Below are 12,949 nucleotides of genomic sequence, written 5' to 3' on the forward strand. Positions count from 1 at the left end.
GGCCGGCGCGCCGGCCGGCCCATCCACCTCACCCGCCCCACCCCCACACGGCACCAACAGAGAGGCGAGACACCACATGACGACCGTTGATCCGGCTCCCCCCGCTCCCCCGGCCCTCCCCGCTCCCCCACCACCCATGCGGCTGCGGGAGCTCGTGTTCGGGGCGGCCTGCGCCGCCGCCGTACGCGCCGCCGCCCGGCTGGGCGTCGCCGACGCCCTCGGCGACACGCCAACCACCGTCGAGGACCTGGCGGCGGCGGTGAAGACCCAGCCCCGCACCCTCAGGCGGCTCCTGCGCGCGCTGTCCTGCCAGGGCGTCTTCGCGGAGCGTCCCGACGGCACGTTCGTCCACACGGAGATGTCCCGGCTGCTGCGCGAGGACGACCCGCACAGCCTGCGGTACATCGCGCTGTGGTGCACCGAGCCGTGGACGTGGAACGTCTGGCCGAAGCTGGACGAGGCGGTGCGCTCCGGCCGCAACGTCTTCGAGGACATGTACGACAGGGAGTTCTTCGCGTATCTCAACGAGGAGGCCCCCGAGTCGGCGTACGTCTTCAACCGGGCCATGACGACGTCCAGCGAGCAGTCCGCGCGGGACGTCGCCGACCTGCTGGACCTGAGCGGGGTGTCCTCGGTCGCCGACATCGGCGGCGGTCAGGGCCAGGTCGTGGCCAGTCTCCTGGATAAGCACCCCGGGATGCACGGCACGCTGCTAGACCTGCCCGGAGTGGTGGAGAACGCCGACCCGCGGCTGCGCGACGGAGGTTCACTGTCCGCGCGGGTGAGCGTCGTGGCCGGAGACTGCCGGGAGGACATCCCCGTACAGGCGGACGTCTACATCATCAAGAACATCCTGGAGTGGGACGACGAGAGCACCCGCCGGGCGCTGGCGAACGTCCGCAAGGCGGCGCGGCCCGGGGCCAGGGTCATCGTGATCGAGAACCTCGTGGACGACACCCCGTCGATGAAGTTCACGACCGCCATGGACCTGCTGCTGCTCCTCAACGTCGGCGGTGCGAAGCACACCCGGCAGAGCATGGTCGACCGGCTGACCGACGCGGGTCTGGTCATCGGTGAGATCCGCCCCGTCAACGCGTATCTGCACGCCTTCGAGTGCACCGTCCCGGGCTGACCTCCCGTCACAGCCGAAACCCCGAGGCCGGTACCGCGAATGTCGCGGTACCGGCCTCGGGGTTTTCCTCGGGGATCGGCGCTCAGGAACCGGCGTTCCGCTCCCACTGGTAGAAGCAGCGCGCCATGGCGTCCTTGGGGCTGCGCCACGTCTGCGGGTCGTACGCGGAGACGTACGCCGACAGCTTGTCGCTGACGTTGCGGAACTCGGGGTGGCCGGCCACCTTCGCGATGGCGGGCGCCGGGTCCTGGTCGGCCTCGATGAAGTGCAGGTACACGTCGCCGTACTGGAAGAGACTGCGGCGGGTGACACCGACGAGGTGCGGGAGTTCCCCGCTGTCGGAGGCGGCGAACAGGTCGGCGATCGCCGGTGCCGAGCCGGGTGCCATACGGGCGACGATCAGGGCGTGGTGCATCGGGGTGTCCTTCCTGAGCCGGTGGCTCAGCGGGGCAGGGGGGCGTTCTGGCGGTCGCGGGCGACCTGCTCGATCCGGTCCCGGATGAGCGCCATCTGCGTACGGGAGTTGCGGTTGATGTTGTCCGTCATCCAGTCGTCGTCGACCGGTGCGTCGGGCTTCATCGCGAAGTCCTGCGTCCAGCGCATCTGGGTGCCGCCGGGCAGCTCCGTGTACTCCCAGAGGATGTTCATGTGGGCGAAGGGTCCCGTCTCCACCCGGCGGGCCCGTACGGTGCGGTTGGCGCGGTCCACGGTGCGTTCCGAGACCCAGCTCCAGACCTTGCCGTTGTCGTCCGGGTACATGGTGAGGCGGAAGGCCGTCGTGTCGCCCTCGCGGGAGAGCACTTCGAGGGACGAGTACTCGGTGAAGAGCCGCGGCCAGTTCTCGATGTCGTTGGTGATGTCCCAGACGAGGTCGAGCGGGGCGTCGACGGTGATGCTGTTCTCGGTGTGTCCGGCCACTTCAGGCTCCAGCCTTGAGGGTGATGTTGACGAGGTCGAGGAACTCCTGGGGCGTCCTGCAGCGCTCCGAGTCCGGGGGCAGCGAGCGGCCGTACTGGTTCTCCAGTTCGCCGACGATGCCGAGCAGGCCGAGGGAGTCGAGGCCGAGGATCCCGAAGGGGGTGTCGGAGGCCCGCTCCAGTTCCCCGGGGTCGACGGTGACTCCGGCGCCCTTCTTGATGAGGGTGGCCAGGTCGTCGTAGGTCAGTTGGGTGGTGAGCATGCGGTGTTCTCCTTCCCGCCCGTTGCTATCGGGCGGAGTCGTCCGAGCGGCGCACTACCAGCGCCGCGTTGGAACCCATCAGTCCCCGGCTGAGAACCAGGGCCGTGCGCGGCTCGGCGGGGCGAGCGCGGGACATCACCAGGTCGAGGTCGTGGCAGATGTCGAACACGTTGGGGGTGGGCGGGATCAGGCGGTGCTCCATGGCGAGCACCGCGGCCGCGATGTCCAGCACGGGCGCCCCGCAGTAGGCGCGCCCGATGCCGGTCTTGGGCGCCGTGACGGGAACCTTGGTGCCGTGCGCGCCGAGGGCGTCGGTGATGGCCAGCGCTTCCGCGCGGTCCGCCTCCGGCACACCCAGGGCGTCGGCGAACACGACGTCGATCTCCTCCGGGGCGCATCCGGCCTCGTCGAGGGCGCCCCTGATCGCATGGGCGAGCCCCTCTCTGGACCGCTCCCAGCGGGAGGCCCCGGTGAAGGTGGCGGCGTGGCCGGCGACGGTGGCGCGGACGGCGGCCCCCCGCTCCCGGGCGCGGTTCTCGTCCTCGACGACGAGCATGGCGCCGCCCTCCGCGGGCACGAACCCGCAGGCGCCCTTGGTGAAGGGGCGGTAGGCCCGGGCCGGGTCCTCGACGGTGCTGAGCTCCGCGTATCCGAGCTGGCAGACCATCGAGTACGGGGCGAGGGGCGCCTCGGCGCCGCCGACGAGGACGGCACCTGTTCCGCGTCCCACGGTCCGGGCGGCGTGCGCGACGGCGTCCAGACCGCCGGCCTCGTCGCTGGCGACCACTCCACACGGTCCCTTGAAGCCGCCGCGGATGGAGATCTGGCCGGTGCTGGCGGCGTAGAACCAGGCGATGGACTGGTACGGGCCGACATACCGGGAGCCCTGGCCCCACAGCTTCTGGAGCTCGCGCTGCCCGAACTCGCCGCCACCGGATCCGGCGGCGGTGATCACCCCGATGTCGAACGCGTCCGGGGGTTCGCCCCGGGCGATTCCGGCGTCGTCGAGGGCCAGTGCGGCGGCGGCCATGGCGAAGTGGCTGAACCGGTCGGTCTGGACGAGGAACCGTTCCTCGATGAGGCCCGCGGCGTCGAAGCCCCGGACCTCACCCGCGACACGGAGCGGCAGATGCCCGCACCCCTCGCGGGTGATCCCGTCCAGGACGACGAGGCCTTCGCCGACGGCCTTCCAGTAGGAGTCGGCCCGCAGGCCGTTGGGCGCGATCACACCGATCCCGGTGATGGCCGCGCGCGAGGCGCGCCGAGTGCGCCGACTGTTCCGAGCTGACTGAGCTGACTGAGCTGTCATCGGGATCTCCCTCCCGGACCGGTCAGCAGCACGGCCGACTGGAAGCCGCCGAATCCGCTGCCGACGGAGAGCACGTTCCTGAGCTTTCGCTGACGCGCGGTGCGCGGTACGTAGTCCAGGTCGCACTCGGGGTCGGGTGTCTCGTAGTTCGCCGTCGGCGGCACCACCTGGTGCTTGAGCGCCAGGACGCAGGCGACGACCTCGATCGCGCCGATCGCGCCGAGTGAGTGGCCCACCATGGACTTGATGGAACTCATGGGTGTGTCGTAGGCGTGCGCGCCCAGGGACCGCTTCACCGCGGCGGTCTCGTGCCGGTCGTTCTGTTTGGTGCCGGAGCCGTGCGCGTTGACGTAGTCGATCATCGTGGGGTCGAGGCGGGCCTGGTCGAGCGTGGAGTCGATCGCCCGGGCCATCTCCAGTCCCTCGCTGGTCAGACCGGTCATGTGGTAGGCGTTGCCGAAGGTGGCGTAGCCGCCGATCTCGCAGTACACGTGCGCGCCGCGGGCCCGGGCGTGCTCGTACTCCTCCAGGACGAGCACCGCCGCGCCCTCGCCCATCACGAAGCCGTTGCGACGGGCGTCGAAGGGCCGGGAGGCGTGTTCGGGGTCGTCGTTGTTGTCCGACGTCGCCTTGATGGCGTCGAAGCACGCCATGGTGATCGGCGAGATCGGCGAGTCCGCCGCGCCGGCGATGCAGATGTCGGCGCGGCCCTCCTCGATGGTGTGGAAGGCGTAGCCGACCGCGTCGATCCCGGAGGTGCAGCCGGTGGAGACGGTCTGCACCGGGCCCTGTGCGCCGAACTGCTCGGCGACGACGGAGGCGAGGGTGCTCGGCGAGAACGCCCGGTGCAGTTGCGGGTCGGCGCCGCGGGGGTCCACGTCCCACCGCCGTCCGCCCTCGCTGACCTGCACGTAGTCGTGTTCCAGACGGGTGGTGCCGCCGACGGCGCTGCCCAGGGAGACCGCGACGCGCCAGGGATCCTGCGTGCCTCTGTCGAGGCCGGAGTCGCCCACGGCTTCGGCGGCGGCGACCATGGCGAACTGGATGTAGCGGTCGGCGTGCCGGCTCAACGCCGGGTCCAGGCCGTGCGCGAACGGGTCGAAGTCGCATTCGGCGGCGATGCGCGAACGCAGGCCCGCCGGATCGAACAGCGTGATACCCCGGGTCGCGGTACGGCCGCCCGAGAGGAGGTCCCAGAACGCCGTGGCGCCGGTGCCTCCGGGAGCGACCACACCGATGCCGGTGACAGCCACCCGCCGGGTCACCGTATGGCCTCGCTTCGTGCGGACCGCTGTCCGTGGTCCGGGGCGAGCCGGTCCGGGCCGCCGACGGCGAACTCCGTGCCGGGGTCGGCGGTTTCCGTCGACTCCGTGTCGACGTGGCCGAGGCTGGGGCGGGGGGCGAGCGGGCCCAGGTGGAAGACCATGCGGGCCTCCACGTCACCGACGTTGCGGAAGCGGTGGCGTACGTCGATCGGGATCAGGAGGCCCTGGTCGGGCCTGAGGGCGTGTGTCTCGCCGTTCAGGTCCACTTCGAGGGCGCCCGCGACGACGTACACGAACTCCTCGGAGTACGGGTGGTAGTGCTCGCCGATGCGCTCGCCGGGCTGGACGATCGCCAGGCCCATGAAGCCGCTGGTGGAACCCACCGTGGCGGGCGTCAGCATGGCCCGCAGGTCACCGCCGCGTCTGCGGTTGGGTTCTGTCTCGCTCAGGTCCACGATGCATGGGTGCTGCTTGTTCATGGTTGACACCTCCGGGTGGGGCAGGGACGTCGTCCGGGCAGGGCGGGAGCGGCGCGGACAGCGCCGTGGCGGTCCGTCAGGAACGCGCCGAGCTGCGGTCGGTGACGGGCATCATGTCGGCGTGCGACAGGAGGCGGTTGAGGTTGCGGTCCGACTCCAGGGAGCCCTCGACACCGATCGCCGCGCCGTCGAGCAGCCGCTCCAGCTCCGCCGCCTTCCCGGGGCCCTTGAGGCCGAGGGAGGACATCGGGTCGGCGTCGAGCTCGCCGGTGAGGTCCACGAGCCGGACAACGATGTCATCGCGCTGGAAGACGGTGCTTCCGTACACGGGACTGGCCGGGTCGTCCGCCGCGGCCTCGTCCTGGTGGGCGAGCAGCCGGGCCAGGTCCATGCCCCGGCCTTCCTTCGCCGGGTAGTACAGCGCGTGCCGGCGCAGTCCCGCGGGTGCCTTCTCGCCGGCGACCACGTGGTGGACGGCCGGGAGCGCGGCCCGGGTGAAGAAGACGCGCGCCGAGTCGGGGTCGCTGAGGTTCCGGTCCTGTTCCAGGTACGGGTTGATGGCCTCCTCGACCGCCCGCACCTCGGGCTGGCGGGCGACGTGGCGCAGCGCCGCGAGAAGGTCGCCCTCGACCTCCACGGCCCGTACGACCCGGTTACCGTGCATGAAGAGGGAGGTGCGGCGCAGCCGGGTGGTGTCGTCGACCTGGGCCTCGGGCGAGGTGTAGCCGGCCAGGAGCTCGGCGACCTTGGACTCGGAGCCCGGCTTGACGGTGAAGGTGAGGGCGTGGCGGGCGACACCGTCGCCCACGCGGGCCGCCACCTGCATGCCGGCCTTGGCCGACTCCGGGGTGAGCGGGGCGTTGGGGGTCGTCTCCCGGAGGATGCTGTAGCGCATCGACCGGGTGTCCCGGACGCAGCTGTGCATCGGCCGTACGGTCTCGACGTGCTCCTCGCTGTTCACCCAGGCGAGGAAGGGCGGGGCGCTCTCCCACTCGCTGGTGATGAGCCACTGCGAGGGGTTCTCGATCGACTGGCAGAGCTGGTCACTGAGGTGACCGGGCACGGACGCGACATTGGTCCGCATGTGTTCGTACGCGTCCAGGAACTGCTGCTGGGCTCCTTCGTACAGGTCGAGCAGCAGGATCACCCGCAGCCTGGAGCCGTCGAACGCCGACTGCGATATGCGTCCCGAGATGGTCATCCGGCGCACCTCTCCTCTTCGTTGTGGAAGCTCGTCGTGAAGGTTGGTCGTGGAAGGCGGGCAGCGGCATCCCGGTCCGATTGCCGGGGCCGCCATGAGCCGATCGTTGACGCGACTCGCCGAGTGCGCGACTCCCGCGGGGTCGGGCGAGTGAACCGTGCGCCATCCGGGTGCCTCCGGCGGGCGAAACGGCCCCCGGGGATGCACTGTGCAGGGGCATCTGCTCGCTGACCCGCGTCCCGGCCACGACCGGCAGACCCTGGAGGCATTCAATGAACCGTGCGGAAGAGGCCGACGGCAATGGCGTCCACCACACCCCCGTCCTGATCGTCGGCGGCTCCCTGGTGGGCCTGTCCACCTCCCTGTTCCTCGGTCGTCTGGGGGTGCCGCACACGCTTGTGGAGCGCCACTCGGGCACCTCGATCCATCCACGGGGGCGCGGGAACAACGTGCGCACCATGGAGTTGTTCCGGGTGGCCGGGGTGGAGCGTCGCATCGAGGAGGCGGCGTCGGTCCTGGCGGAGAATCACGGCATCCTGCAGACGCCGAGCCTGGTGGGCGATGTCGGCGAGTGGCTGTTCAAGGAGATCGACCCCGGCGGCGGGCTCGCCCGGTTCAGCCCCAGCGGGTGGTGCCTGTGCAGCCAGAACGACCTGGAGCCGGTCCTGCTGGAGAGCGCGCGGGCGCTGGCCGGGGATCTGCGGTTCTCGACCGAGCTGATGTCGTTCGAGCAGGACCCCGAGGGGGTGACCGCGCAGGTCAAGAGCCGGGACACGGGTGAGCACACCACCATCCGGGCCAACTACCTCGTCGCGGCGGACGGTCCCCGCAGCCCCATCCGGGAGCAGTTGGGCATCGGGCAGAACGGCCCGGGCGACCTGTTCCACAACGTGAGCATCACCTTCACCTCGCGCGGCCTCGCCGACGTGGTCGGCGACCGGCGCTTCATCGTCTGCTACCTGACCAGCCCGGACGCCGACGGAGCGCTGCTGCCGGTCGACAACCGGGAGCGCTGGGTGTTCCACGCGCCCTGGCACCCCGAACAGGGCGAGACGCTGGAGGAGTTCACCGACGAGCGGTGCCGGGAGCACATCCGGCGCGCCGTCGGCGTACCGGACCTGGATGTGGAGATCACCGGGCGGGCCCCCTGGCACGCCGCCGAGCGGGTCGCCGAACGGTACGCGGACCGCAGGGTGTTCCTCGCCGGTGACTCGGCCCACGAGATGTCCCCCACCGGGGCGTTCGGCTCCAACACCGGTATCCAGGACGCCCACAACCTCGCCTGGAAGCTGGCAGCCGTGCTGGGCGGCTGGGCGGGTCCCGGTCTGCTCGGGTCGTACGACCTCGAGCGCCGGCCGGTCGCGGAGGCGACGAGCGCCCGTGCCTCCGCGCGGTCGGTCGAGCACAGCCACCCCGGGTACACCCCCGCTCCCGGTGCCGGCGGCCCGGGCGGCAGGAAGGGCGGCATCCTCAATGTGGCGCTCGGCTACCGCTATCCGCGGGGCGCGGTGCTGGGCGCCGATCCGGCCGTGCCGGTCGTACCCGAGGGCGTACGGCTGACCGGTGAGCCCGGGAGCAGGGCTCCCCATCTGTGGCTGAACCGCGCGGGCACCCGGATGTCCACGCTCGACCTGTACGAGAACTCGGTGGTGCTCCTCAGCTCCGCGGGCGCCGCCGGCGGATGGCACGACGCGGCGACGGAGGTCGCGCGTCGGCTGTCGATGCCGCTCGACTCGTACCGGATCGGCAGCGGGCCCGACGCCGAACTGTCACCCGCGAGCGACCTGGACTGGGCGGACGCCCACGGCGTCGGCACGGACGGAGCGGTGCTGGTCCGCCCCGACGGCTTCGTCGCCTGGCGCTCGGAAGGGCCGTCGGCGGCTCCCGAGGCGGTGTTGCGGGAGGCTCTTTCGGCGCTGCTGGACCGGCGCTGACCGGCTGACTCACGTCCGTGCACGGCGACGGGGTGTCCGCCGTGCACGGAAACGGGTTCGCCAGAGGGGCCGGCGCTCTGCTTGGCTCGTCCCATGAGTGATCTACACATCCGCCCCGCCACCCACGCGGACATCGACTCCGTGCTGCGGTTCTGGCGTGAGGCCGCCGAGGGAACGAGCATCAGCGACGACCGCGCCGGCGTGTCCCGCCTCGTCGACCGGGACCCCGAGGCCCTGCTCCTGGCAGAGCGCGACGGAGTTCTGTCGGGCACGGTGATAGCCGGGTTCGACGGGTCGAATCTGCTAAACTCACAAATACTGCGCGAATCAAGGATCGGGAACAAGGCATCATGCGGGTCGTGAAAGTGCGGCGCATCAGCCGCGACACAGAGCAGTCGTCGGCATTGGCTGCCCAGGACGAGGCCCTCTCGGATGCCGCAGCCAAGGCGAGATACGAAGTCGTTGGCGACGTGGAGGACTCCTGCGTCTCCGGTGCCGTGAACCTAGACAAACGCCCCAGCCTCGGCGAGTGGCTCAGAGAACCGCTGCTCGCCACATGGGACGCACTGATGTTCACCACCCAAGACCGAATCACCCGGGATGACCTGCATTGGTGGGGGTTTGTTGCCTTCCTGCAGTCAAACAAGAAGAATGTGATCGTTCTCGACGATCCCGGCCTCGACCTCACGACGCCCAACGGACGCGTCATAGCTGGCTTCAAGGCTGCTCAGGCGGCCAACTACCGCAATGACGTGATCACCAAAAAGCACAAGCAGCTCGAGCATTATCGAGCACACGACTTCTGGCCAGGTGGACAGTGGCCCTTCGGGTATCGCGCTGAGCGGCTCATAGACGAGAAGGAGGGTAAGCCGCGTTTTCGACTGATCCAGGATCCCGTGACTGCCCCGTTGGTGCGCGAGGCTTATGATCGCATGGTCAACAAGGGGTGGAGGCTCAACCAGATCGCACGCGACTGGAACAAACGAGGCATCGACACCCCCCGCAATCACCAGATTCGAACCAATCTCGCGCTTGGCAGAGAAGGCGTCTCCACCAAGGTGAATCCGCGCCTCAAGTGGCAGCACACCATGCTGAAGGCCATCCTCACACGGCCAACGATCATGGGGCTTTCGATACAAGACGGGAAAGTGCGACAGCGTAACGGATTGCCAGTCCAGTGGGCCAAGCCCATCGTCTCGAAGTCCGAGTTCGACAAGCTGCAAGCCGTGATTGCGACCAACGGATTCGACAAGCTTCCCGAGACAGCCAACCCGATGACGGGCCTCGTGTACTGCTGGTGCGGGGAGCCCATGCACTCTTCAACGGCACGTAACAAGAGGAGACTCAAGGACGGCGCCATTCGCGAGCACACTTATTACTACATGAGGTGCCGCTCCATTGCCCGCAACAATCCCTGCGAGCACCGCACGACCTGGCCATTGGGATTCATTACTCAACGGCTTGAAGCTGTTTTCCTCGAGCAGCTCGAGAACGTAGAGATCGAAGAGAAAACATTCATTCCCGGAAAGGATCACACAGACGAGATCGCCAATCTACGACAGGGTATTGACAACCTCGCCCAACATTTGGTTGACCTCCCCCCGGGGGGCACCGCAGCAAACTCCATCCTCACGACCATGCGGGAGTATGAGGCGCAGTTGGTTCAGCTCGAGGCGGAGCCCCTCGTGGCCGACCGCTGGGAAGTCACGGGTACTGGACTCACCTTCGGCCAGAGGTGGGCCGCGGACCACCGGTGGGACAGCCGATTCGACCTGCTGCACAAACTAGGCATCCGCCTCTACTTGGGGGGTGATCGTAGCGGACCGATGAACCACTTCATCTCTGCCTACGGGGAGGGGTACGTCGAGCACGCGACCAACATCGCCGCAGGTAAGGCTGAATTCACGCCGCTTCAAAGTTTCGATGACCTGGCAACTGATATGCATCGCAAATTTGCCGAAGAGTGGGCCAGGCCATTGATCGACACACAAACCGGCAAGGTTGTTGCGTCCGGCAATCGGGCCATGCTTCCGCCACTCAAGCCCTACAGCGCATATCCTTGGCCCGCGTGACCCCAAAACCCAATGCGCGACGCGATCGGGATGCGCGGCCCTCGCGGCTCGGTGCCGGTGTTCGAGCCTCACCGCGCGCGTGCCGGACGACGGCAGTGCCTGCACCAACTGGTGGGCACACCAGGTCCTTGGCACAACCGCTGGTGTCCGCCGATTTGAACTTCCCAGATTGCCGCACGCATATCCGTTCCATCCACGAGCGGACCGCAGTATCCCGGCAGCAGCAACTGAACAACCTTCACTTTAGGGCAGCTTCATTCGTCACGCCGCCTTGACCCAAGAGCGGGCCCCGTAGGTATTTCCTTCGACCACGAAGGAGCCGTTCGGCTGGATGGAAACTGCCTGGGGGGTGACGGATAGCCCTTCTATGTAAAAGAGCCCGAATCCGAGCGCTCCACTGGCGGGGCGGCGGCCCATGAGGAAGCCAGCCTTGCGCGGGTCCATGAGGTGACCTACCTCAAAATTGTAGAGAGTGCGAAAATCTCCAGTCAGGCCAGTGGTTTCCGGAGAGAGCGCAAGCCGGCGTGTATGCCCTGTAACGATGGAGATTCCAACGTTCCTCGCCTTGACTGCTATAACGTGGTCGGCGATCTGGTTCAGACCCTTCATCTCGTGCCCGTGAGTTGCCCCCCATCCGGGCGCGAACCGATAGATCGGCTTGACTGGCTCAATACCAAAACCATCAAAGTCCAGGAGATTCCGATAATGCAAGGCTTCGCCGTCGGCCGCGAGTGCCGACACTTGGGTATCCAGGCATTTCCCTTCGAGGACTTTCACGGATCCCGTGTAAACCTTGCGAAGCGGCGCAAGGAATATACGTTTTGCGCTCTCGCCATCTTTGCGTACTTTGAGGGCAAGTTCGGCTCTCGTCCCTGCCGACCATCGACAGGAGGCAGGGTAGTCCATCAGATCCCCGATCTGTATAACCTCGTCCGGCTGAAAGTCTCGAAGGAATGTAAGCAAGCTCTGCACTGCCCGCTCATCCTGATAGGGAATCTTGGTGTCGGAGATCACGACGGTTCGTATCAATGAAATCTTGCTTCCTTGCGCGGCGGCACCTTGGGGAGCAAAGCGGGACTGCAGCAGTCCGATTCCCGCGTCGGCTCGACGAGGGATCGCAGCTTCTCCAGAAACAGTGCTGTGAACTACGGGACAGTAGTGCTGGCCGCGTGATGACCTCCCTGCAACTTGCTGCGGCCCATCCACTGAGTCCGCACGGCTCCACCGCCAAGTACAGCCGTATGCGAACAGCATCAAGGATCCGGACGATCGCCGGTTTGGCTAACCGGCGATCGTCGGCTATGTTGCGCCATCGCCCGCCCAGGACCGAGAGCTCGAAGTCATGCCCTTGGCGTCAGCCCATCGAGACTCAGGCTCAGCCTGACGAACATGCGCCTCGCACGTGGTCCAAAGGTTGGCAGCAGCCTACGCCCGGCAACCAGGGCTGAAGTTTCGAAGTTGAACGGGCCAGTCGCAATAAACCGAGCACCTCGCCAAAGCCACCGTCGAGCCACTCATGGGCCCTGTCTACCTGGGGTGTTGTACGTTCTCATAGCCCCAGACCGAGTTCCCTTTCGCGGATCATTCTCGTCTGCCGTGAGCGAATGGATCGATCTCCACACAGCTGATGAACCCGGGTGGCTGCGCCGAACTTTCCCTTGGATCAGTTCCTCGGCGCTCTGGTCGAGCAGGGGCTCGGAGCCAGTCGCTCATCGGACAGGAAGTCGCTGCTGGGGACAGCTACGAGGACGTCCTGGGACGTCCAGCCGATACCAGCTACCCACCGGGCGTTCCGGCTTAGTCTTCCAGCATGGATCTCAGCGTCTGGGCCCGCGACCTGGCCAAGTCTCGCCTCGCGGAACCCCTGCCGCGCCGCTGGACGCACTCCCAGGGCGTCGCCGCGAAGGCGGGGTTTCTAGCAGAGATCCTGGGCGACGATGCCGAACTGCTGTGGGCTGCGGCGATGTTGCACGACATCGGCTACGCTCCGACACTTGCCGTGACAGGGTTCCATCCGCTCGACGGCGCTCGTTACCTGCGGGATCAAACAGCTGCGGACGAGAGGCTGGTGCGGTTGGTGGCCAACCACTCGTGTGCCGTGCTGGAAGCGGAGGAGCGCGGGCTGAGGGAGCAGCTTGTGGACGAGTTCCCCCTTCTTGGTCATCCCGCGCTGGTCGACGCGCTGGTTTACTGCGACATGACCACGACGCCGGACGGTGAGCCGACTACGGTGGATGCCCGCTTGGCGGAGATCCTCGGTCGGTATGGTCTCGACAGCATCGTCGGCCGGTTCATCCGTCGAGCGGAACCCGAGCTGTGCGCCGCTGTGCACAGGGTCGAAGTCCGGCTCGCTAGGGTCGGCAAGTAGGGGGCGCGC

Annotated in this window: 12 protein-coding genes and 1 pseudogene; 5 read left to right on the forward strand and 8 right to left on the reverse strand. The window is 67.8% G+C overall.

The features are described from left to right. Nucleotides 1–76 precede the first annotated feature (76 nt). Entirely contained in the window at nt 77–1,132 is a 1,056-nt protein-coding gene (locus OG241_RS06010) for a methyltransferase (protein WP_405814104.1), read from the forward strand. An 82-nt stretch (nt 1,133–1,214) separates the two neighbouring features. Here the strand turns inward: OG241_RS06010 and OG241_RS06015 are convergent, their stop codons facing one another. The 7 genes from OG241_RS06015 to OG241_RS06045 form a co-directional block, all read right to left on the reverse strand. Continuing rightward, nucleotides 1,215–1,547, reverse strand: coding sequence for a TcmI family type II polyketide cyclase (locus tag OG241_RS06015; protein ID WP_405814105.1), 333 nt, complete (start codon nt 1,545–1,547; stop codon nt 1,215–1,217). A 26-nt stretch (nt 1,548–1,573) separates the two neighbouring features. Next, on the reverse strand, nt 1,574–2,050 hold the full coding sequence (locus OG241_RS06020) for an SRPBCC family protein (RefSeq protein WP_006380470.1): 477 nt from the start codon (nt 2,048–2,050) through the stop codon (nt 1,574–1,576). Between the two features lies 1 nt (nt 2,051). Further along, nucleotides 2,052–2,312, reverse strand: a complete 261-nt coding sequence (locus OG241_RS06025) for a phosphopantetheine-binding protein (protein WP_405814106.1) — start codon at nt 2,310–2,312, stop codon at nt 2,052–2,054. A gap of 25 nt (nt 2,313–2,337) precedes the next feature. Continuing rightward, nucleotides 2,338–3,621, reverse strand: coding sequence for a ketosynthase chain-length factor (locus tag OG241_RS06030; RefSeq protein ID WP_405814107.1), 1,284 nt, complete (start codon nt 3,619–3,621; stop codon nt 2,338–2,340). Further along, a complete protein-coding gene (locus OG241_RS06035; RefSeq protein ID WP_405814109.1) occupies nt 3,618–4,886 on the reverse strand; it encodes a beta-ketoacyl-[acyl-carrier-protein] synthase family protein in 1,269 nt (422 codons plus the stop codon). The genes OG241_RS06030 and OG241_RS06035 overlap by 4 nt, the downstream gene beginning before the upstream one ends. Then, on the reverse strand, nt 4,883–5,365 hold the full coding sequence (locus tag OG241_RS06040) for a cupin domain-containing protein (RefSeq protein ID WP_405814111.1): 483 nt from the start codon (nt 5,363–5,365) through the stop codon (nt 4,883–4,885). The genes OG241_RS06035 and OG241_RS06040 overlap by 4 nt, the downstream gene beginning before the upstream one ends. Before the next feature lie 76 nt (nt 5,366–5,441). Further along, nucleotides 5,442–6,566 (reverse strand): SchA/CurD-like domain-containing protein, encoded by a 1,125-nt coding sequence (locus OG241_RS06045; RefSeq protein ID WP_405814113.1) that lies wholly within the window; start codon nt 6,564–6,566, stop codon nt 5,442–5,444. 272 nt (nt 6,567–6,838) lie between these two features. Between OG241_RS06045 and OG241_RS06050 the strand changes: the two genes are divergently transcribed. From OG241_RS06050 to OG241_RS06060, 3 genes and pseudogenes are all read left to right on the forward strand, one after another. Further along, a complete protein-coding gene (locus OG241_RS06050; protein ID WP_405814115.1) occupies nt 6,839–8,500 on the forward strand; it encodes an FAD-dependent oxidoreductase in 1,662 nt (553 codons plus the stop codon). A gap of 93 nt (nt 8,501–8,593) precedes the next feature. Further along, a pseudogene (locus OG241_RS06055) lies at nt 8,594–8,794 on the forward strand (GNAT family N-acetyltransferase); the annotation flags it as partial. 65 nt (nt 8,795–8,859) lie between these two features. Continuing rightward, the gene (locus tag OG241_RS06060; protein WP_405814117.1) at nt 8,860–10,572 is read left to right on the forward strand and encodes a recombinase family protein; all 1,713 of its coding nucleotides are present in this window, start codon (nt 8,860–8,862) and stop codon (nt 10,570–10,572) included. A gap of 261 nt (nt 10,573–10,833) precedes the next feature. Here the strand turns inward: OG241_RS06060 and OG241_RS06065 are convergent, their stop codons facing one another. Beyond that, entirely contained in the window at nt 10,834–11,586 is a 753-nt protein-coding gene (locus tag OG241_RS06065) for a hypothetical protein (RefSeq protein WP_405814119.1), read from the reverse strand. Nucleotides 11,587–12,382: 796 nt separating this feature from the next. Between OG241_RS06065 and OG241_RS06070 the strand changes: the two genes are divergently transcribed. Next, nucleotides 12,383–12,940, forward strand: coding sequence for an HD domain-containing protein (locus OG241_RS06070; protein ID WP_405814120.1), 558 nt, complete (start codon nt 12,383–12,385; stop codon nt 12,938–12,940). Nucleotides 12,941–12,949: the final 9 nt, after the last annotated feature.

The sequence above is a fragment of the Streptomyces sp. NBC_01390 genome (assembly GCF_045040105.1).
Taxonomy (GTDB): Bacteria; Actinomycetota; Actinomycetes; order Streptomycetales; family Streptomycetaceae; genus Streptomyces.

Coding starts and splice junctions, on each gene's coding strand:
- OG241_RS06010 (WP_405814104.1), top strand. CDS start 77: ATGACGACCGTTGATCCGGCTCCCCCCGCTCCCCCGGCCCTCCCCGCT.
- OG241_RS06015 (WP_405814105.1), bottom strand. CDS start 1,547: ATGCACCACGCCCTGATCGTCGCCCGTATGGCACCCGGCTCGGCACCG.
- OG241_RS06025 (WP_405814106.1), bottom strand. CDS start 2,312: ATGCTCACCACCCAACTGACCTACGACGACCTGGCCACCCTCATCAAG.
- OG241_RS06030 (WP_405814107.1), bottom strand. CDS start 3,621: ATGACAGCTCAGTCAGCTCAGTCAGCTCGGAACAGTCGGCGCACTCGG.
- OG241_RS06040 (WP_405814111.1), bottom strand. CDS start 5,365: ATGAACAAGCAGCACCCATGCATCGTGGACCTGAGCGAGACAGAACCC.
- OG241_RS06045 (WP_405814113.1), bottom strand. CDS start 6,566: ATGACCATCTCGGGACGCATATCGCAGTCGGCGTTCGACGGCTCCAGG.
- OG241_RS06050 (WP_405814115.1), top strand. CDS start 6,839: ATGAACCGTGCGGAAGAGGCCGACGGCAATGGCGTCCACCACACCCCC.
- OG241_RS06070 (WP_405814120.1), top strand. CDS start 12,383: ATGGATCTCAGCGTCTGGGCCCGCGACCTGGCCAAGTCTCGCCTCGCG.